The sequence below is a fragment of the Azospirillum lipoferum genome (assembly GCF_024170005.1).
GTDB lineage: Bacteria > Pseudomonadota > Alphaproteobacteria > Azospirillales > Azospirillaceae > Azospirillum > Azospirillum lipoferum.
The window spans coordinates 147,089-167,472 of sequence record NZ_JALJXJ010000005.1 but is presented as its reverse complement, the minus strand read 5'-3'; the positions used below and the strand labels follow the sequence as shown (position 1 = coordinate 167,472).

The following is a 20,384-nucleotide window of genomic DNA, read 5'->3' as shown; positions in this document are numbered from 1 at the left end:
TCCTGCATCAATAGCTGCGCGCCATCCGCTCCTTCAGGGAGTTTCCATAAAGACTGAACAGCTCGTGTATCGTTCCGACCCCCAGCTTCGAATACAGGTTCTTGCGGTGGGTCTTCACCGTCGTTCCGGAAATATCCAATCGAAGGCTGATCGACAGCGTCGAGTGGCCGCCGATCAGGAGGCCGACGATCTCCTTCTCGCGCGGACTCAGCCGCTCGATCCTTTGCAGCAGCCTGTGATCGATGGTGTCGCCCCGGCCGTCAGCCGGCAGGCCGGCACAATGCCAATGGCGGCGGAACACCGAGGTCAGGAATGGGAGGACGGTTCTCACCCGTCCGGCCTCTTCGTCCGTGAACCCCCGTCTGCTGCGCCTGCGCGTCAGCACCATCAGGGTGCAGGCCTCGCCGGACATCGGCAGGGCGATGCAGAGTTCCTCGCTGCCGTCCGGCACCCCGTCGGCCTGGTATTCTCCGGCTGGGTATCCGAACTCCCCGGCCGGATCGCACAAGCTCTCGTGCCGTCCGGTTCCTCCCGCGGGCGGCACCGGACGGGCGATGTCGCGCAGCAGGTAGACACCCGATCTCATGCCGGCGCGGTACATCCGGTCGAATGGATGCCGCACCCTACCGCCGTCCTGGTGTTCGGAGCCGGTCCCCGGGCAGTCCTGGCCGTCGCGGCCGACCAGAACCTGCCGCCGGTTGCCGTCGTAAAGGACCTGGGTGCATTCCTCGAAGGAGATCAGTGTGGTGAGGGAGCGGGAGAAGATGCTCGGGAACACCGGATCTTCGATCGCTTCGACAAGGTCCGCCGACGTCTCGGCCCAGGCCGCCAGGAGGCCGTGGTGGGAAACGGTGCAGCCCTGCGTGTCTCCATGACACAGCATTTCGCCCTCGCTTCGTAGAGGTCGGGATCGTGTTTTCCGAGGCGGCCGTGGCGGTTCCACCGGCGGGGACCCGCGGAGAGGTCCCGTCCGCGTGATGGCCGCGCGGGGGTCAGGACATCTGCGCGGCGGCCTGCCGGACCGCGTCCATCCGGCGCGCCCGGAACGGTGCGATCCTTTCGCTCATCGCTGCGAGAACCTCCGCCGGCGCGGTGTCCGGCGAGCCCGCGTCGAACGGCGGGGCGGGATTGTATTCCAGGCGCAACTGCACCATCTCCGCGGTCGCACGGTCGACGAGGGTCGCCACCAGGGTCAGCGCGAAATCGATCCCGGCGGTGACGCCGCCGCCGGTGATGCGGTTGCGGTCGATGCAGACCCGTTCCCGCGACAGCGTCGCCCCGAACAGGGGAAGCGCCTCGAGCGCGCTCCAATGGGTGGTCGCGCGATAACCTTTCAACAGGCCGGCCGCCCCGAGCACCAGCGATCCGGTGCAGACCGAGGTGATGTACCGGGCGCCTTCCGCCTGCTTGCGAAGGAAGCCGAGCACCTCGGCGTCGCCGAGAAGGCCGTCGGTGCCATATCCGCCCGGCACGCAGATGACGTCAAGTTGCGGGCAGTCGGCAAAAGTCACGGTCGGCGTCATCGCAAGGACGGAATCGCTCGGCACCGGCTCCATGTTTTTCCAGATCAAGTGGACTTCGGCGCCCGGCACACTGGAAAAGACCTGCAACGGACCCGTGAGGTCGAGTTGTGTGACCTGGGGAAAGACCATTAGTCCGATTTGCAACGGTGTTGCCATCGCTTGGCTCCAAATATTCGGCTTGACGAAAGAAATCTGCCATGATGGCATCGGGTCGGAAACGGCGTAATTCCCTCCTTTTCGGACGGACGCATGATCGGAGTTCTGATCTATCCGGACTTTCAGCTGCTGGACGCCGCGGGACCCATATCCGTGTTCGAGATCGCCGGGCGCTTCGCCGGCAAGGCACCGGCAATCCGGATGTATGCCGTGGAGGCGGGGCCGGTGCGGAGCTCCTCGGGTATCGAGACGTTCGCATATGGGCTGCGGTCGGCCAAACCCGTCACGACCCTGATCGTCGCCGGAGGGGAGGGGGTCACGGCGGCGGCGTCCTGCAAGACGACGGTCGCCTTTGTGCGGCGGCTCGCAAGCCGCGGGGTCCGGATCGCCAGCGTCTGTTCGGGCGCCTATCTCCTGGCCGAGGCCGGGCTGCTGGAAGGCCGGCGCGCCACCACCCATTGGTGCCGCACGCAGGACTTCATGGCACGCTATCCCGACGTGAAGCTCGAACCGGACAAGATATTCACCTGCGACGGCGGCGTTTGGACCTCCGCCGGCATCACCGCCGGGATCGACCTCGCGCTTGCGCTGGTCGCCGAGGATCATGGCGACGCGGTCGCGCAGAACACCGCACGCCAGCTCGTGCTCTACCACCGCCGTAGCGGCAGGCAGACGCAGTTCTCGCCGCTTCTCGAATTGAAGGCTCCGAACGGTCGTTTCGACGCGTTGCTGTCCTGGGCGCGCGAGCATCTCGACCAAGCTCTGACCGTGGAGGTTCTCGCCGAACGCGTCGGCATGAGCTCCCGGCATTTCGCCCGCACCTTCATTGCCGAGACCGGTATGACCCCATCGAAGGCGATCGAGAAGCTGCGGATCGAAGTCGCGCGGGCATGGATCGAGTCCTCCAGCGAGATGATCGAGCGCGTGGCCCAGATCACCGGCTTCGGCGATCCCGAGCGGATGCGCCGTGCCTTCATCCGCAAGTTCGGCCAAGCACCGCAAGCCCTGCGCCGCGCCGCCCGCGATGCCAAGGTTCCCCTGCCGACCCGGTGACGGCGCCCGACGCCGAGCAAGGCACGGGTCCGCCCGCCATCCTCCCTTGGGAGGATGGCGGGCGGCTGCACGCCCGGCCAGAGTAAGAAAGTCAACATAATCTGGCAGGCATTCGGCCGAACCTCGATGGTCGGCGGCGGTGCTGCAGCCAGAACAGGGAGCTTGCACGGATTCTTCGCCTTTGAAGGGCGAATACCGGGCCGAGTACCAGGTTGAGCCATGCCGTCTTTTCGGTGAGCGTCGGAATACCCGGCGCGCGAGGAGAGCAGGGGCATGGATGTGGTCGGGCGGAAGAATCCATCGCGTCACGGCAATCGCAACGACCGACTTAGCGCAGGGACGACGAGAAACATGCACCATCATCGAAGCCAGTCCATCAAGCCCTGGTACCGGTCCGCCATCCGGAATTCGAAGACGGCCGCTGCCGCGCTGTCGGCAATGGCGATCATGGCGACTCTTTCGGCGACGACCGTTTCGGCGGCCGAAATCTCGGACGGCGTGGTGAGGATCGGCATCATCAACGATCAATCGGGAACATTGTCCGACCTGGCGGGTCCCGGCTCGGTCGTCGCCGCCAAGCTGGCGATCGAGGATTTCAAAAAACTGAAGCCCGACCTGAAGGTCGAGCTTCTCACGGCCGACCATCAGAACAAGGCCGACATCGGGTCCCAGGTCGTGCGCCGGTGGATCGATGTCGACGGCGTCGACATGATCGCCGACGTCGGGAACTCCGCCGTCGCCCTGGCGATCCAGTCGGTCGCCCGGGACAAGAACAAGATCGTCATCTATTCGGCGGTCGGCACGACCGAGATCAGCGGCAAGCAATGCTCGCCGACCGGCATCGCCTGGCTCCACGACAATTACAACCTGGTCGCCGCCCCGATCCGCAGGCTCGTTTCCGAAGGCCAGGACAGCTGGTTCTTCGTGGCAGCCGACTACGCCTTCGGCCGGAACATGGTGTCGGAGTCCCAGCGGATATTGTCCGAGATCGGCGGGAAATCGGCCGGTGCGGTCTTCCATCCGCTCGGCACCGTCGACTACAGCTCCTTCATCCTGCAGGCAAGCAGCTCGCAGGCAAAGGTCATCGCCTTCGCGAATGCCGGCGACCAGCTCGTCGCCGCGATGAAGCAGTGGAACGAGTTCGGAATGGACAAGGGCTCGCAGAAGGTGGTTGCCGAACTGATGTTCCTGACCGACGTCCACAGCATGGGGCCGGAGATCGCAAAGGGCCTGACGACGGTCACCGCCTGGTACTGGGACCTGAACGACGAGACCAGGGCGTTCGGTCGGCGGTTCTACCAAGTCCGCAGCAGGATGCCGACAGCTCCCCAGGCGGCGGTCTATTCCGCCGTGCTGCATTACCTGAAGTCCGTCGCGGCGGCCGGCACGGATTCGACCGACGCCGTCATGGAAAAAATGAGGTCGATGCCGGTGGACGATTTCTTTGCGCGTGGGGCGAGGCTGCGTGCGGACAACAAGCTCGTTCATGATTTCTACCTCGTCCAGGTTAAGGAACCGGCCGAGGTGAAGGGCCCCTGGGAATATTACAAGGTGGTCGCGACGATCCCCGCGAGCGAGGCTTACCTGCCGCTGAGCCAGAGCGATTGCCCGCTGGTCGGCACCGCAAGCAGCCAGAAATAAGCGGAGCGACGGTCACCAGCGGTGGATACCGGGCAGCCGTCGCGACACGGTTCATCGAGTGCCGCCATCGGAACTGCCATGTCCCACCGCCAGCAACAGAAGGACGCCAGAACGTGACCATGAATGGCACCATCATTCTGGAGGCCCGGGGACTTTCGAAGGAGTTCGGCGGCTTCGTCGCGGTTCGCGATGTGAACCTGCAAGTGAGGCGGGGCACCATCCACGCGCTGATCGGCCCGAATGGCGCCGGCAAGAGCACGGTGTTCAACCTGCTGACCAAGTTCCTGACGCCCACCCGCGGCCAGATCCTCTACAAGGGCCGCGACATCACCCGCACCAAGCCGGCGGACATCGCGCTGATGGGGCTGGTGCGCTCCTTCCAGATCTCGGCCGTTTTCCCGCATCTCAGCGTGCTGGAGAATGTCCGCGTCGCCTTGCAGCGGCCGCTCGGCACCAGCTTCCATTTCTGGAAGTCCGAGTCGTCGCTCTACGACCTGCACGACCGGGCGCTGGAGCTGATCGAGGCGGTGAACCTGTCCCCTTGGGCCAACCATCTGGCCGCCGAGCTGCCCTATGGCCGCAAGCGCGCGCTGGAGATCGCCACCACCCTGGCGCTCGACCCGGAGGTGATGCTGCTCGACGAGCCGCTGGCCGGCATGGGCCATGAGGACATCGAAGGCACCGCGGATCTCATCAAGCGCGTCGCCGCCGACCGCACCGTGCTGATGGTCGAGCATAATTTGTCGGTCGTCGCCCACCTGTCGGACACCATCACCGTGCTGCGCCGCGGCGAGATCCTGGCGGAGGGACCCTACGAGGTCGTCTCCAAGAACCCGCAGGTGATGGAAGCTTATATGGGGACCGGACATGCCTGACGGGGCAATGACCAAGACCGCGATGCTGGAGATCGCCGACCTGCACGGCTTCTACGGCGAAAGCCATGTGCTGCACGGCGTCAGCCTGGAGGTGCGGCAGGGCGAGGTGGTGACGCTCTTGGGCCGCAACGGCGCCGGCAAGACCTCCACCATGCGCGCCATCATGGGGATCATGGGCAAGCGCACCGGCTCCATCCGCTTCCAGGGCACCGAGCTGATCGGCATGGCGCAGCACAAAATCCCCCGCCTCGGCATCGGCTATGTGCCGGAGGAGCGCGGCATCTTCTCAAGCCTCAGCGTGGACGAGAACCTGACGCTGCCGCCGGTGGTCAAGGACGGCGGGATGACGGTCCCGCAGATCTACGATCTGTTCCCCAACCTGAAGGGCCGCGGCTCGACCCAGGGCACGCGGCTGTCGGGCGGTGAGCAGCAGATGCTGGCGATCGCCCGCATCCTGCGCACCGGCGCCAATCTGATCCTGCTGGACGAGCCGACCGAGGGTCTGGCCCCGGTCATCATCGAGCAGATCGGCGTGGCGGTGCGGGCGCTGAAGCAGCGCGGCTTCACCATCGTGCTGGTCGAGCAGAACTTCCGCTTCGCCGCCACCATCGCCGACCGCCATTACGTGATGGAGGAGGGCCATGTGGTCGACATGATCCCCAACGACCAGCTCCACGCCAACATGGACAAGCTCCACACCTATCTCGGCGTGTGAGCGGGAGAGGAACGCCCGATGTCGCACCTGTTCGGCATTCCGCCGCAGGCCCTGTTCGGCCAGCTGCTGCTCGGCCTGATCAACGGCTCCTTCTATGCGCTGCTCAGTCTCGGGCTGGCGGTGATCTTCGGTATGCTCAACGTCGTCAACATGGCGCATGGCGCCCTGTACATGGTTGGCGCCTTCGTGGCGTGGCTGCTGCTGACCAATGCCGGCGTCGGCTATTGGGGGGCGCTGGTGCTGGCGTCCCTGGTGGTCGGTCTGGTCGGTCTGGTGCTGGAGCGCACGATGCTGCGCCGGCTCTACAAGGTCGACCATCTCTACGGGCTGCTGCTGACCTTCGGGCTGGCGCTGATCTTCGAGGGCGCCTTCCGCCACCAGTACGGCGTGTCGGGCCAGCCCTATCCGATTCCCGACCTGCTGAAGGGCGGTACCAACCTTGGCTTCATGTACCTGCCGACCTATCGGGGCTGGGTGGTGGTGGCCTCGCTTCTGGTGTGCCTGGGCACCTGGTACGCCATCGAGCGGACCAAGCTGGGGGCGTATCTGCGGGCGGCGACGGAAAACCCGACGCTGGTGCAGGCCTTCGGCATCAACGTGCCGGTGATGGTGTCGCTGACCTACGGCTTCGGCGTGGCGCTGGCCGGGCTGGCCGGCGTGCTGGCGGCACCGATCTACCAGGTGTCGCCGCTGATGGGCTCCAACATCATCATCGTGGTGTTTGCGGTGGTGGTGATCGGCGGCATGGGCTCGATTCTCGGCGCCATCGTTACCGGCCTCGGCCTGGGTCTGCTGGAGGGGCTGACCAAGGTGTTCTATCCCGAGGCCTCCAACATCGTGGTGTTCGTCATCATGGCCGTGGTGCTGATGGTGAAGCCGGCCGGCCTGTTCGGACGGGAGAAATAAGCCATGACCATGCAAACCCAGGCGCTGCCGCGGACGGGAATGGGGACGGGATCGCGCAAGGCGCTGCTGCTGGGCGGCGGCTTGCTGCTGGCGCTGGCGGCGCCGTTCCTGCTGTACCCGGTGTTCCTGATGAAGGTGCTGTGCTTCGCGCTGTTCGCCTGCGCCTTCAACCTGCTGATCGGCTTCGCCGGCCTGCTCAGCTTCGGCCATGCCGCCTTCTTCGGCAGTGCCGCCTACATCGCCGCCCACACGGTGAAGGTCTGGAACTGGGCGCCGGAGTTCGGGCTGATCGCCGCCACGGCGGTCGCCGGGCTGATGGGGTTGGTCTTCGGCCTGATCGCCATCCGCCGGCAGGGCATCTATTTCGCGATGATCACGCTGGCGCTGAGCCAGATGGTGTTCTTCCTGGCGCTGCAGCTTCCCTTCACCCATGGCGAGGACGGCATCCAGGGCGTGCCGCACGGCACCCTGTTCGGGCTGTTCGACCTCAACCAGCCGCTGACCATGTACTACGCCGTGCTGGCGATCTTCGTCGGCGGCTTCGCCCTGATCTGGCGCACCGTCCATTCGCCCTTCGGGCAGGTGCTGAAGGCGATCCGCGAGAACGAACCGCGCGCCGTCTCGCTGGGTTACCGCACCGACCGCTACAAGCTGGTCGCCTTCGTGCTGTCGGCTTCGCTGGCCGGTCTCGCCGGCGGGACCAAGGCGCTGGTGTTCCAGCTCGCCAGCCTGACCGACGTGACCTGGCAGATGTCGGGCGAGGTGGTGCTGATGACGCTGCTGGGCGGCATGGGCACGCTGTTCGGGCCGGTGATCGGTGCTGCCCTTGTGGTGACGCTGGAAAGCTACCTCGCCTCCACCAGCCTGCCGGTGCCGGTGGTGATCGGCTGCATCTTCGTCGTCTGCGTCCTGGTCTTCCGCCGCGGCATCGTCGGCGAGATCGTCGCGCGGAGTGGCCGCGGCAGGAAACCGTCATGACTCCGGGGGACTCCTGGGGTGACCAAGGGCGATGACCGCCAAGCCGTACTGCTATCGGAGAGTGTCATGACGAGCAGAGACATCCTGGCCCATCTGGTCGGCTTCAACACGGTCAGTTCGACGTCCAACTTAGCGCTGATTGACTGGGTCCGCGGCTACCTGGAGCGGCACGGCATCCGCTCCGAGGTGATCCGTGACGAGACCGGGACCAAGGCCCATCTGTGGGCGACCATTGGTCCCGACCGCGACGGCGGCATCGTGCTGTCCGGCCATACCGACGTGGTGCCGGTGGACGGCCAGCCCTGGACCAGCGATCCCTTCACCCTGACCGAACGCGACGGCAGGCTCTACGGCCGCGGCACCGCCGACATGAAGGGCTTCATTGCGGTCGCGCTGAATGCCGTGGAGCGCTTCAAGGCGGCGGCGCTCGACCGACCGGTGCATCTCGCTTTCTCCTACGATGAGGAGATCGGCTGCCTCGGCGTGCCGAGCCTGCTGGAGGCGATCGGCCAGCACGGTATCCGGCCGGTCGCCTGCATCGTCGGCGAGCCGACCATGATGAAGCTGGTGGTCGGGCATAAGGGCATCCTGTGCGCCCGCGGGCATGTTCGCGGTTTGGAGTGCCATAGCTCAATGGCCCCGGAGGGCGTCAACGCCGTCCAGTATGCCGCCAGGATCATCGATTTCGTCCGGCGGGAGACCGAGCGGCGGTATAAGGAGGGGCCGTTCGACCACCGCTTCACCCCCTCCACCACCACACTGCATGTGGGCACGGTGCATGGAGGCACCGCCTTCAACATCGTGCCGCGGGATTGTCGGTTCGACTTGGAGATCCGCCATCTGCCGACAGAGGATCCCCACCGGATCCTCCAATCCGTCGAACGCTATTGCCGCGACGTGCTGGAGCCGGAGATGCGCGCCGTCGCTCCTGAAACCGGGATCACGTTTTCCGTGGTCTGCGATACCCCTGGCCTCGCTGCCGATCCCGAATCCGACATCGCTGCGACCGTGCGACGAATCACCGGCGACAATGACAGCGCCGTCGTCGCCTACACCACCGAGGCCGGCCATTACAGCCGGGCGGGCTACCCGACCATCGTCTGCGGCCCAGGATCGATGGAACAGGGCCACAAGCCTGACGAGTTCATCGAAGCGTCGCAACTGGAAGCCGGAGACCGCTTCATGGAGACGCTGGCTGGCATGCTTGGCCGGAAAGATGTTCCGTCGGATAACACGCTACGCTCGGACTGACGATCGTGCCCCTGGCCGTGGTGTAGGAGCGGAAAGGCGCTCATGGCCTCCGGCTGGTCTGGCCGGGATTGCCAGGCGGCCACGGCAGGCAGGCTGGCAAGGGGATGATCGCCGAGCGGGGCGATGGTTTCCAGATGCTATGGGACAGCGTGACGTTGCGGCACGCTGAGGCATTTGGAACCGATGGAGACGCTCCCATGCAGCAGCCCGAGATCGGCCGCTCGACGGCCACCTTCGTTCCCGAAGAAACCCTGGTTGCGGTCATTGAGATGAGCCTGTCCACGTGGCTTGTTGCCGGGCTTGTCCCTGGCGTCGACCGCCGTCCCTTGAAGAAGCTCAGCCCCGACGAGAACGACCTTCTGCTCCTCCTGGATGGCTGGCGCTGCGAGGCGATAGCCGCCGGCCGAACGATCACACGTGTCGTGGTTGCGTACGAGTCCGGCCGTGATGGGTTCTGGCTGGCACGCTGGCTGCGAACCCGAGGCATAGAAGCCCAGGTCATCCACGCCAGCAGCGTAGCGGTGTCGCGTGACCGTCGCCGCGCCAAGACCGACCGGCTCGATACGATGCTGCTCATGCGCGTCCTGCTAGGCTGGTTGCGTGGCGAAGCTGGGCATTGCTCTATGGTGGCCGCGCCAGGGATCGATGAAGAAGACGCCAAGCGTCCGACGCGCGAGCGTGAGAACTTGGTGGCCGAGCGCACCCGGATCGTGAATCGGATGAAAGCGACCTTCGCCCGCCTCGGCATTTGGAACGTCAACCCAGCACTGCGCAAGACGGCCGAACGATTGGACAAGCTACGGACCCCTGAGGGTGGGATGATCCCCGCCAACACGCTGGCAGAACTTCGCCGAGATATAGTCCGGCTTCGGATGGTTGAGGAACAGATCGCCGAGATTGAGCGCGATCGTATGGACCGCATTGCCCAGGCCGCTCCGCAGCGCAGCCGCGCTGACGGTATGCTCCGCATGCTGTCGCGCGTGGTCGGTGTCGGCGTGGAGATGGCCGGCCTATTGGTGCAAGAGATCCTGCTGCGCGATCTGCGGGATCGCCGGGCGGTTGCCCGCTATGCCGAATTGACCGGGTCTCCTGATGAGAGCGGTGCGCGCCGGCGCAAGCGCGGATTATCGGGCGCCGGTAATGCGCGGGTCCGAAAAGCCATGGTCCAACTCGCGTGGCGCTTCCTGGTCTTCCAGAAGGAGAGCGCGTTGGTGAAATGGTATCGGGAACGCACGGCCGATGGCCGGGCGCGAACCCGTATGGCGTTGATCGTCGCACTCGCCCGCAAGCTGTTGATCGCATTGTGGCGGATGGTGAAGACCGGCGAAGTGCCGCAGGGCGCTCTCGTCCGACCTGACCCTGCGACGGCGTAGCTCTCGACGGGACGGCGGCTGTCAATAGCCGCCGGGCTGTCCTGGCGGGTCCGAGGTGGCGGCATCCCGCTACATGACGTGGTCTTCGTACCGTTTTCCAGATAGGGACCGCTGCGCCGGAGCTTGGCTGACGATACGGATGCCTGCATCATGGTACGGGCGTTTTGCCCACCGAATACAAGGTCGCAGCGCACCTTGTGCGCTCTGCAAGCCGGCTGTCCGGGCTAGCCGAACGATGGCACGGAGGAGGTGTTGGACACGGTCAACCCGGTCGGCGAAGTCAGTTCCGAACCCGGATGGTTCAGGAGCGGCGCGGCGACGTCCGCGCCCCAATCCTCGCCGGCAAAGCCGTCACTCAGCAGTCCGACATTGGCCGTCAGGCGAAAGCCTCCTCCGGACGGGCTGGGATAGACAAGTCCCTCCTGCTCCAGGGACTCCAGGATTCGATAGACGGTGGGGCGGGGCAGTTTCAGATTACGTGCGATGGTTGCGGCAAAGGTACCGGGGGTGCGCGTATAGAAGGAGGTCATGGAATCGTTCGTATGCCGCCCCAGCGTCGTCACCACGCGGCCCGGCTGCGCGAGCGCCGCGTCGTAGCCCTTCCCCACATCGTCCAGGTTAAGCAGCTCCATCATCAGGTGATGGACTCCGGTTTTCCCGCTTTCCGCCAGAGCGAGGCTGTGATGGCGCGCGTTCACATGGAAGAAGGACGCCTTGAACGGCTGCAGCACATAGTCGCTCAGCCGGAAGCCCAGGACATCCTGGTAGAACCGCTGCATCTCGTCGAGACGCGGCGTTTCGAGCACGATATGCCCAGGCCGAGCGCTCCGGTGCGAAACCCGGAAATCGGACGTCCGGAGACAAACGGGGTATCCGCGAGTTCCGGTCCGCAAACGCATCCAACCGATAGCCAGCGGGATCGTGGAAGGTGATGCCAGCCGTCACCCCGCGCATCGCCAGCTTCGAGCCCGGCAACGCCGCGACCGTCACCTTCGCGGTTTCCAGCCGGACGGCCAGAGCCTCCAGCGCCGCCGGGCCGCCAACACCCTGGCCGAATCCACCGTCGACGCCATTGCGCGCCTGACCAAGCTGTCGTGGTCGACGGCGTTCCGGTTTCTCGAGACGCTCGAATCGTCCGGCTACATGATCCGCAGCGAAAGCGGCCTCAACAGGCCGGCCTTGCTGGCCCGTTCGCTTGGGGAAGGCTACGCGCGCTGAGGCCTGGGTCGCCCAGTTCGCGGTGCCGCACATCGTCGATCTGTCGCTGCGGCTCGTCTGGCCGATCGACCTGCTGGTCTTCGACAATGATTCCATGCTGATCGTCGAAAGCACCCAGCGGACAAGCCCCTTCTCGATTGATCGGAACATGGTGGGACAGCGTTGGCCGATCCTGATGACGTCGAGCGGACGGGCCTATCTCGCCCATGTCGCGGCGCATGAGCGGAGCAGCATCGTCGAACGGCTGAGAAACAGGGATACGGCCGAGGGGGAACTGGCGCGCGACAGCCGAGGGCCGCGCCTCATGGTCAAACAGGTCCGTCAGGCCGGCTGCGCAACCCGGGAAGGCGGCCTGTTCCCGCATACCAAGAGCATTTCCGTGCCGGTCGTAGCGAAGGGGCAGGTCACCGGCTGCCTCACCATCGTCTGGATCGCGTCCGCCTTGACGCTGGAAGAGGGCGCGATGCGCTTCGCAACGGAACTTAAGTCCGCCGCGGCTCTCATTGTTGCGGATCTCGAACGCGATGGTGAGCCGGGGGATCGATCGGCGCCTACCGGGGAAATGTGCGTCGCGCCCCACTGCATCGCAGATGCCGCTAAACGGAAAAGATGACCTTGCCCTGGTTCGGTGGTTCCTGCGCACTTTGCGTGGATTGAACCGCCGTTCGCTCGCCAAGTGCTTGAAGCGGCCCGCTCCCCAATAGGTCAGCGCGTGATATCCACAAACGGGTTCGGACTCAACTCTGACAGGGAGTCCTGCTTCTGAGCTGATCAACAGCCGGCAGCGTGATCTCGATGGCCAGCCCCCCTTGCGGGGCGCCGGTGGCCACGACCGTTCCACCGTGCGATTCGACGGCACGGCGGGCGATGGCAAGGCCGAGACCGAAGCCTGCCGTCGCCGGGGCCGTGGCATCCAGGCGCAGGAAAGGCTCGAATATCTTGTCGAGCATATCCTCCGGCACGCCGGGACCATGGTCGACCACGGCAACCCGAAGCCCTCCCGGGCCGATGGCGGCCGTGACCTCGACAACCGTGCCCTCGGCGGTGAATTTGACCGCGTTGCGGATGATGTTCTCGAAAGCCCGGCACAGCACCTCGGCCGCAACGGTGCAGACGAACGGACCGTCGGCCGCCAGCCGCACGCCGCGGCCGCAGGCTTCTGCCTCGAAGGCAGCATCGTCGACGATGGCGGCCAGCAGCTCGATCAGATCGACGCGTTCGCGGGAAATCACCTCGGAGCCGACCTCCAGCCGCGCCAGGGTCAGAAGCTCTCCCACCATGGCGTCAAGCCGGTCCGCCTCGCGGTCGATGCGCTCGACCATGGCGGCGGTCTTGCCCGGATTCTGGCGCAGCAGGCCGATGGCCGCCTGCATGCGGGTCAGCGGCGAGCGCAGCTCGTGCGAGATGTCGTGCAGCAGGCGCTGGCGCCCCTCCACCAGCTGCTGGAGCCGGTCGGCCATGCGGTCGAAATCGCTGCCGAGTGCCGCGATCTCATCGCGCCGCCCGCCCATGTGGTGGCGGACGCGGGTGGCGAAGTCGCCACGCGACACCGCATGCAGGGCCCAGCTCAGCGCGCGCAGCGGGCGCGACAGATACCAGGCGAGCAGGCTGCTGAACAGCAACGCCACCAGGCCGCCCGACATCAGCGGCACCAGGATGGGCGGCCGCAGGCTGAGCGTCCCGACGAAATCCAGGGCGGTGACCAGCGTGTAGCGGCGGCCGTCGGCGCCCAGCACGCTGCGGCGGTAACCGGTCAGCGCGGCGGGAGATCCGGCCAGCCGCCGGCCGTCGTCGGCCAGCAGCGCCACGGGGGGAGCCGCCCGACCGGCGTTCCAGGCGGCGATCACCGAAACCGCAGCGTCCGTTCCTGATCGTTCGAGCAACCCTTGCGCCGTCGACAGCAACACCTCGGTCCGCACCGCGTCGGCATTGTCCAGCGCATCGCGATAGCCCGCCAGATGCAGATAGAAGACGCCCACGACGAAGGACAGCACCATCGCCAGCCACAGCGACAGGAACAGCTTCCAGAACAGGCCGCCCCGGTCTGGGCGGAGCAGGCGCCAGGGGGAACGGCTCATAATCAATCGACCACCAGCTGATAGCCCATGCCGCGCACCGTCTGGATCCAGGACCGGCCGTCGCCGCGGGTGCCCAGCTTCTGCCGGATGCTGCTGATGTGGACATCGATGCGCCGGTCGAACGGGCTGAGCGGCCGGCCCAGTGCACGCTGCGACAGGTCCTGCTTGCTGATCAGGTGGCCGGCGCGGCGGGCCAGAACCTCCAGCAGGTTGAATTCGGTGCCGGTCAGGTCGAGCGTCCGACCCTCCAGCGTCGCCGTGCGGCTGCCGGGGCACAGCAGCAGCGGCCCGGCCTCGACGGTGGCGGCGGCCATCGCCAATGCCGGCTGCGGTCCGGTGCGGCGCAGGATGGCGCGCAGGCGCGCAACCAGCTCGCCCGGGGTGCAGGGCTTCGGCACATAGTCGTCGGCGCCGAGGTCGAGACCGGTGATGCGGTCGATGTTGTCGCCGCGTGCCGTCAGCATCAGCACGGGAACGCGGCTGGATTGGCGGATGCGGCGCAGCGTCTCGATCCCGCTGAGGCGCGGCATCATCACGTCCAGCACGACAATGGCATAGCCGCCGCCCAGCGCCGCGGCGACGCCATCCTCGCCGTTGTGGACGGCGTGGCCCTCGAAGTTCTCCTGCGCCAGATATTCGACGAGCATCGCCGTCAGGTCGACATCGTCGTCGACAAGCAAGACCTTGATCATGCCACACAGTCGATCCGGGAATGCGGGGCTGTCAACGGCAATGAACTCCCGCGAAAGCGGTACCCGTCAACCTTTACCTAACTTTACGCTCACTTAACCCTGCTTGACACAGCGCCACGCTATATCGGGCCAACCGATATGCTGATGGACCTTTGTGTGGCATGCGCAGTCTGTTTCGAAACGCCGCGGCGATGACCGCGGCCCTGGCGCTGGGAGCCTGCGCGGCCGGGCCCGATTACGACGCACCGGTGGCGACGACGACGACATGGTCCGCACCGCTGCCGGCCCGGGTGGGCACCGCATCCCTGGTGGGATGGTGGGACCACTTCCGCGATCCGGTGCTGACCGGCCTGCTCCAGGCGGCGGAGGCGGACAGCCCGTCGCTGGCCGAGGCCTGGGCGTCCATCGCCAAGGCGCGCGCCACGGTGACGCAGGACCGTGCCGACCGGCTGCCCGCCGTGACGGTCGGCGGCTCGGCCCAGCGGGCGAATCAGTCGGCACTGGGCAGGGTCGCCACCGCGAACACGCTGACCGGGACGCTCGACGCTTCGTGGGAACTCGACCTGTTCGGCAAGCTGCGCCACACCCAGGAGGCCGCAGAGGCGCGGCTGGAGGCGCGCACCGACGACTGGCACGACGCCCGCGTCTCGCTGGCCGCCGAGGTCGCCGACGACTATGTGCAATACCGTGCCTGCCGGCTGCTGGCCCGCGCCTATGCCGACGAGGCGGCGTCGCAGGCCGATACCGCGCGGGCCACCGCCACCAGCATGCGGGCCGGCTTCACCTCTCCGGTCAACGGGTCGCTGGCCGAGGCGAGCGCCGCCAGCCTGCGCGCCAGCGCCGTCGAACAGCAGGCCGAATGCGACGTACTGGTGAAAGCGCTGGTTTCGCTGACCGGGCTGGACGAAGCCGACCTGCGCCGCCGGATGCGGGAGCCGGCGGACGCACCCCCGCCCTTGCCCGCTCCGGAGGGTTTCGCGGTCGACAGCGTGCCGGCGGCGGTGCTGACGCAACGGCCAGACCTCGCCTCGCTGGAGCGGGAACTGGCGGCGGCCAGCGCAGAAATCGGCGTGGCAGAGGCCGACCGCTATCCCAGCCTGTCCTTCAGCGGCGAGATCGCGCGCTCCGGCACGGCGTTGGGCAGCCTGATGACGACATGGCTGCTGGGGTCCTCGCTGACCGCACCGCTGTTCGATGCCGGCAAGCGGGCCGCGGCGGTGGACAGCGCGAGGGCCGCCTATGATTACCAGCTGGCTGCCTATCGCAGCGGGGTGCGCACCGCCATCCGCGAGGTGGAACAGGCGCTGGTCCGGCTGGATGCCGCCACGCGGCGCACCGGCGACGCCCGCACCGCCGCCCAGGGCTACCGCACCTATTTCGAGGCGATCGACCGCAACTGGCGGGCCGGCGGGGCCAGCCTGCTTGACCGCGAGGAAGCCCTGCGCAACGCGCTGAACGCCGAGATTTCCCTGATCATCGTACAGCGCGACCAGATCGAATACTGGATCGCCCTCTACAAGGCGCTGGGCGGCGGCTGGCAGGCGGGAACGCCGGCCAGGGCACCCGCGCAAACCGCCGCCCGAGCCACCACACCGGACACCCGGAAGAGCGGAGACGCATCGTGAGCCTCCTCACCCGCAAGCAGATCATCGGATTTGCGGCCGGACTTGGGCTGGCCGCCGCTGCCGGCCTTGCCGCAGCTCTAGGCGAAACAGAGACCGGACCGCGGGACGGCACCGTCACCCGGCCCGCCGTATCCACCACGCGCAACAGCGTGCTGACCGTCACAGCGACCGTTCCTCGTCTTGAGGACTGGACGCAGACCCTGCCGGCCAGTGGCGCCTTGGCGGCGTGGCAGGAAGCGGTGATCGGCGCCGAGACCGGAAACCTGCGCATCACCCAGCTGTTCGCCGACGTCGGAACCCAGGTCACCCGTGGACAGGAACTGGCGCGGCTGGCTCAGGACAGCGTGCAGGCCGATGTCCGCAAGCAGGAGGCGCTGGTGGCGCAGGCCAGGGCATCGCTGGCGCAGGCCCAGGCGAACGCCAAGCGCGCCCGTCTGGTCAAGGGCAGCGGCGCGCTGTCGGACCAGCAGGTGACCGAATACCTGATCACCGAAGAGACGGCGAAGGCCAGCCTGGCATCGGCCGAGGCCGACCTGGACAGCAGCCGCATCACGCTGGCGCGAACCAGCATCCGGGCGGTGGATGACGGGGTGGTGACCTCCCGCTCCGCCACGCTGGGCACGGTGGTGTCGGCAGGGACCGAGCTGTTCCGGCTGCAACGGCAAAGCCGGGTGGAATGGCAGGCGGAGTTGGACGCCCGTCAGGTGCCGCAAGTCCGGTCCGGCCAGACCGCGCGGGTGACCCTGCCCGACGGGCGGACGGTGGAGGGAACGGTGCGGCAGGCGGCCCCGGCGCTCAACAGCGGCACCGGTCGCGGCATCGTCTATGTGGCACTGCCGGCCGGAAGCGGCGCATTGGCCGGCGGCTATGCCAGCGGCAGCATCGAGTTGGGCAATAGCCCGGCGCTGACCCTGCCGCAATCCGCCGTGGTTCTGCGCGACGGGCGGTCGCAGGTCTTCACCATCGGCGAGAACGGCCGGGTAACCCGGCAGATCGTCGCCACCGGACGGCGGCAGGGTGACCGGGTGGAGATCCTGTCCGGCCTGTCCGCCGATGCGCAGGTGGTGGAGACGGGCGGCGCCTTCCTGTCCGACGGCGCGACGGTCACCGTCGCGCCTCCGCCGTCCGCCGATGTCGGTCACGGACCGACGGATGTCGCCACCCTGCCCGCAGCCGTGACCGGAGGGCGTTGATCATGAATCTGTCCACCTGGTCGATCCGCAACCCGGTTCCGTCGCTGCTTCTGTTCATGCTGCTGACCCTGCTCGGCCTGATCGGCTTCGACCGGCTCGGCATCCAGCAGTTCCCGGACATGGACCTGCCCACCATCACCATCAGCGCGTCGCTAGAGGGTGCGGCACCGGCGCAGCTGGAGACGGAGGTCGCCCGCAAGATCGAGGACAAGCTGGCCTCGCTGAGCCGGATCGAACACATCACCACCACCATCACCGACGGCGCCGTGTCCATCAGCGTCACCTTCGACATCGACAAGAACGGCGAGGAGGCGCTGAACGAGGTGCGCAACGCGGTGGACGGCGCCAAGGCCGACCTGCCGGCCAGCATGACCACGCCCAGCGTGTCGAAGGTGACGGCGGAAACCCGCGCGCTGCTGACCTACAGCGTCCGGTCCGACCGGCTCGACGAGACGGACCTGTCCTGGTTCATCGACAACGACGTGACCAAGGCGGTGCTGTCGGCCAAGGGCGTGGCCGGCGTGACCCGGATCGGCGGCATCGATCGCGAGGTCCATGTCGACCTCGATCCGGCGCTGATGGCCGGGCTGGGGGTGACGCCGTCCGACGTGTCGACCGCGCTGAAATCGGTGCAGGCCGACAATTCCGGCGGTCAGGGCGAGATCGGCGGCAAACGGCAGTCGCTGCGCACGCTGGGCGCCGTCGGCACGGTGGAGGAGGTCGCCGCCATCGCCGTCCCGCTGTCGGACGGCCGACATGTCCGGCTCGATCAGGTGGCGCGGGTGAGCGACGCGCATGCCGACCGCAGCACCCGTGCCTTCCTGGACGGCCAGCCGGTGATCGCCTTCCAGGTCACCCGCAGCAAGGGCTTCTCCGACGCCGGCGTAGCCGAGGCGGCGCGCAAGGCGGTGTCCAGCTTCGCGGCCGCCCACCCGGAGGTGACGATCACCGAGGCCAGCACCACGGTCACGCCGATCCTGGAGAATTACCGCGGATCGATGCATCTGCTGCTGGAAGGGGCGGCGCTGGCGGTCGTGGTGGTCTGGTGGTTCCTGCGCGACTGGCGGGCGACGCTGATCTCGGCGGTGGCGCTGCCGCTGTCGATCCTGCCGGCCTTCGCCGCCATGCATCTGCTGGGCTTCAGCCTGAACACCGTCTCGCTGCTGGCGCTGGCGCTGGTAGTCGGCATCCTGGTCGACGACGCCATCGTCGAGGTGGAGAACATCGCCCGCCACATGCGCCAGGGCAAATCCGCCCGCGATGCCGCGATGGAGGCGGCCGACGAGATCGGGCTGGCGGTGATCGCCACCACCTTCACCCTGGTGGCGGTGTTCCTGCCGACCGCCTTCATGGGCGGGATCCCGGGCCGCATCTTCCGCCAGTTCGGCGTGACGGCGGCGGTGGCGGTGCTGGCATCGCTGCTGGTGGCGCGGCTGCTGACCCCGATGATGGCAGCGCAGTTCATGAAGGCGCACCCGGCGGAAGAGCGCGACGGCCGGCTGATGCTGACCTACCTCGCCACCGTGCGGGCCTGCCTTCGCCATCCCTGGCGGACGGCCTTCGCGGCGGTCGCCTTCCTCGCCCTGTCGCTGACGATCGTCCCTCTGCTGCCCACCGGCTTCATGCCGGCGCAGGACGACGCACAGAGCCAGGTGACGTTGACCCTGCCGCCCGACGCCGCGCTGGACGACACCACCAGCCTCGCCTTGCAGGCGGAGGCGCTGCTGCGCGGCATGCCGGAGGTGACGGGGGTGTTCACCGCAGTCGGGACGGCGACGATGGGCGGCGGCATGGACGCCACCACGACGACCAGCCCGCGCACTGCATCCCTGACGGTGGAACTGGCGCCACGGTCGGAGCGTCACCGTAGTCAGGCGGCAGTGGAGGCGGAGATGCGCACCCTGTTGCGACGCCTTCCCGGCACGCGGGTCGAGGTCGGGCGCGGCAACAACGGCGAGCAGTTGCAGATCACGCTGGCCAGCGACGACCCGAGCGCCCTACAGCAGGCCGCCGACGCGGTGGAGGCCGATCTGCGCCGGCTGACCGGCATCGGCAACGTCACCTCCGGCGCAGCGCTCCAGCGGCCGGAGATTCAAATCCGGCCAGACTTCGCCCGTGCGGCGGCGCTGGGCGTCACCTCGCAGGACATGGCGGATGCCGTGCGGATGGCGACTTACGGTGACTATTCGTCCTCCATCGCCAAGCTCAACCTGCCCCAGCGCCAGATCGCCGTGCGCGTGCGGCTCGACCCGGCGGTGCGCACCGACCTGTCGGCGCTGGACCAGCTGCGGGTGAAGGGCGCCAACGGAACGGTGGCGCTCGCCTCCGTCGCCGGGATCGGCTTCGGCAGCGGACCATCGCAGATTGATCGCATCGACCGCTCGCGCAATGTTACCCTGTCGGTGGAGCTGGCCGGCCGCGCCCTGGGCGAGGTGATGCGGGAGGCCAAGGCACTGCCGTCGATGAAGGCGCTTCCCGCCTCGGTCCACCTCGTAGAACAGGGGGAACTGGAGCGGATGAGCGAGCTGTTCGGCAGCTTCGGCACCGCGATGGCGGTCGGCGTCTTCTGCATCTATTCGGTTCTGGTGCTGCTGTTCCACGAGTTCCTGCAACCGGCGACCATCCTGGCCGCCCTGCCCCTGTCGGTGGGCGGTGCCCTGTTCGCGCTGCTGGTGGCGGGGATGAGCTTCTCCATGCCGACCGTCATCGGGCTGCTGATGCTGATGGGCATCGTCACCAAGAACTCGATCCTGCTGGTGGAGTACGCGGTGATGGCGCGGCGGGACAATGGGCTGGGCCGGGTGGATGCGCTGATCGGCGCCTGCCACAAGCGGGCCCGCCCGATCCTGATGACCACCATCGCGATGGGCGCCGGCATGATGCCGATCGCGCTGGGGCTGGGCGCCGACCCCAGCTTCCGTCAGCCGATGGCTGTGGTGGTGATCGGCGGGCTGCTGACCTCGACCATGCTCAGCCTGCTGGTCATCCCCGCCCTGTTCCTTCTGGTCGACGACCTCTCGCGGTGGATGGCCGGCTGGTTCGCGCCACGGGGGGCGACAACGACGACCTGAGAACTTGTTTGCAGCGGCTCGGGCCCTTGGAAGTCA

Annotated in this window: 18 protein-coding genes; 13 read left to right on the top strand and 5 right to left on the bottom strand. The window is 67.2% G+C overall.

What is annotated here, in order from left to right; translation table 11 throughout:
- Positions 1–7: 7 nt before the first annotated feature.
- Together J2848_RS13220 and J2848_RS13215 are read right to left on the bottom strand one after the other, a co-directional pair.
- Entirely contained in the window at positions 8–883 is an 876-nt protein-coding gene (locus J2848_RS13220; protein ID WP_149231452.1) for a helix-turn-helix transcriptional regulator, read from the bottom strand.
- 109 nt (positions 884–992) lie between these two features.
- The gene (locus tag J2848_RS13215; protein WP_149231451.1) at positions 993–1,679 is read right to left on the bottom strand and encodes a DJ-1/PfpI family protein; all 687 of its coding nucleotides are present in this window, start codon (positions 1,677–1,679) and stop codon (positions 993–995) included.
- A 93-nt stretch (positions 1,680–1,772) separates the two neighbouring features.
- Here J2848_RS13215 and J2848_RS13210 point away from each other — a divergent pair, with 93 nt between their 5' ends.
- The 8 genes from J2848_RS13210 to J2848_RS13175 all read left to right on the top strand — a co-directional run bounded on the left by J2848_RS13210 (position 1,773) and on the right by J2848_RS13175 (position 10,471).
- The gene (locus J2848_RS13210) at positions 1,773–2,732 is read left to right on the top strand and encodes a GlxA family transcriptional regulator (protein ID WP_149231450.1); all 960 of its coding nucleotides are present in this window, start codon (positions 1,773–1,775) and stop codon (positions 2,730–2,732) included.
- A gap of 351 nt (positions 2,733–3,083) precedes the next feature.
- Positions 3,084–4,373: an ABC transporter substrate-binding protein gene (locus J2848_RS13205; protein ID WP_246193861.1), complete on the top strand. Its 1,290-nt coding sequence runs from the start codon at positions 3,084–3,086 to the stop codon at positions 4,371–4,373.
- 119 nt (positions 4,374–4,492) lie between these two features.
- Complete coding sequence (locus J2848_RS13200; RefSeq protein WP_149231702.1) at positions 4,493–5,248, top strand: ABC transporter ATP-binding protein; 756 nt, start codon at positions 4,493–4,495, stop codon at positions 5,246–5,248.
- On the top strand, positions 5,241–5,963 hold the full coding sequence (locus J2848_RS13195; RefSeq protein ID WP_149230980.1) for an ABC transporter ATP-binding protein: 723 nt from the start codon (positions 5,241–5,243) through the stop codon (positions 5,961–5,963). Before J2848_RS13200 ends, J2848_RS13195 begins: the two co-directional genes overlap by 8 nt.
- A gap of 18 nt (positions 5,964–5,981) precedes the next feature.
- Positions 5,982–6,869, top strand: a complete 888-nt coding sequence (locus tag J2848_RS13190; protein ID WP_149231449.1) for a branched-chain amino acid ABC transporter permease — start codon at positions 5,982–5,984, stop codon at positions 6,867–6,869.
- Positions 6,870–6,908: 39 nt separating this feature from the next.
- The gene (locus tag J2848_RS13185; protein WP_246193891.1) at positions 6,909–7,847 is read left to right on the top strand and encodes a branched-chain amino acid ABC transporter permease; all 939 of its coding nucleotides are present in this window, start codon (positions 6,909–6,911) and stop codon (positions 7,845–7,847) included.
- 66 nt (positions 7,848–7,913) lie between these two features.
- On the top strand, positions 7,914–9,098 hold the full coding sequence (gene argE, locus J2848_RS13180; RefSeq protein ID WP_211103116.1) for an acetylornithine deacetylase: 1,185 nt from the start codon (positions 7,914–7,916) through the stop codon (positions 9,096–9,098).
- Positions 9,099–9,202: 104 nt separating this feature from the next.
- Positions 9,203–10,471, top strand: a complete 1,269-nt coding sequence (locus tag J2848_RS13175) for an IS110 family RNA-guided transposase (protein WP_211103115.1) — start codon at positions 9,203–9,205, stop codon at positions 10,469–10,471.
- Positions 10,472–10,695: 224 nt separating this feature from the next.
- On the opposite strand, the gene J2848_RS13170 is transcribed toward J2848_RS13175, so the two are convergent.
- Complete coding sequence (locus J2848_RS13170) at positions 10,696–11,277, bottom strand: VOC family protein (protein WP_211103114.1); 582 nt, start codon at positions 11,275–11,277, stop codon at positions 10,696–10,698.
- Positions 11,278–11,392: 115 nt separating this feature from the next.
- Here J2848_RS13170 and J2848_RS13165 point away from each other — a divergent pair, with 115 nt between their 5' ends.
- Positions 11,393–11,689 (top strand): helix-turn-helix domain-containing protein, encoded by a 297-nt coding sequence (locus J2848_RS13165; RefSeq protein ID WP_170307034.1) that lies wholly within the window; start codon positions 11,393–11,395, stop codon positions 11,687–11,689.
- Positions 11,667–12,302: an IclR family transcriptional regulator domain-containing protein gene (locus J2848_RS13160; RefSeq protein ID WP_425458688.1), complete on the top strand. Its 636-nt coding sequence runs from the start codon at positions 11,667–11,669 to the stop codon at positions 12,300–12,302. The genes J2848_RS13165 and J2848_RS13160 overlap by 23 nt, the downstream gene beginning before the upstream one ends.
- 124 nt (positions 12,303–12,426) lie before the next feature.
- Here the strand turns inward: J2848_RS13160 and J2848_RS13155 are convergent, their stop codons facing one another.
- Positions 12,427–13,767, bottom strand: a complete 1,341-nt coding sequence (locus J2848_RS13155; RefSeq protein ID WP_211103113.1) for an ATP-binding protein — start codon at positions 13,765–13,767, stop codon at positions 12,427–12,429.
- Between the two features lie 2 nt (positions 13,768–13,769).
- The gene (locus tag J2848_RS13150; protein WP_149231446.1) at positions 13,770–14,459 is read right to left on the bottom strand and encodes a response regulator; all 690 of its coding nucleotides are present in this window, start codon (positions 14,457–14,459) and stop codon (positions 13,770–13,772) included.
- Positions 14,460–14,620: 161 nt separating this feature from the next.
- On the opposite strand from J2848_RS13150, the gene J2848_RS13145 reads away from it, so the two are divergent.
- The 3 genes from J2848_RS13145 to J2848_RS13135 are packed head-to-tail and all read left to right on the top strand — an operon-like array spanning position 14,621 to position 20,348.
- Positions 14,621–16,084: an efflux transporter outer membrane subunit gene (locus tag J2848_RS13145; protein WP_149231445.1), complete on the top strand. Its 1,464-nt coding sequence runs from the start codon at positions 14,621–14,623 to the stop codon at positions 16,082–16,084.
- Positions 16,081–17,277 (top strand): efflux RND transporter periplasmic adaptor subunit, encoded by a 1,197-nt coding sequence (locus J2848_RS13140; RefSeq protein ID WP_246193860.1) that lies wholly within the window; start codon positions 16,081–16,083, stop codon positions 17,275–17,277. Before J2848_RS13145 ends, J2848_RS13140 begins: the two co-directional genes overlap by 4 nt.
- Before the next feature lie 2 nt (positions 17,278–17,279).
- A complete protein-coding gene (locus J2848_RS13135; RefSeq protein ID WP_149231444.1) occupies positions 17,280–20,348 on the top strand; it encodes an efflux RND transporter permease subunit in 3,069 nt (1,022 codons plus the stop codon).
- Positions 20,349–20,384 lie beyond the last annotated feature (36 nt).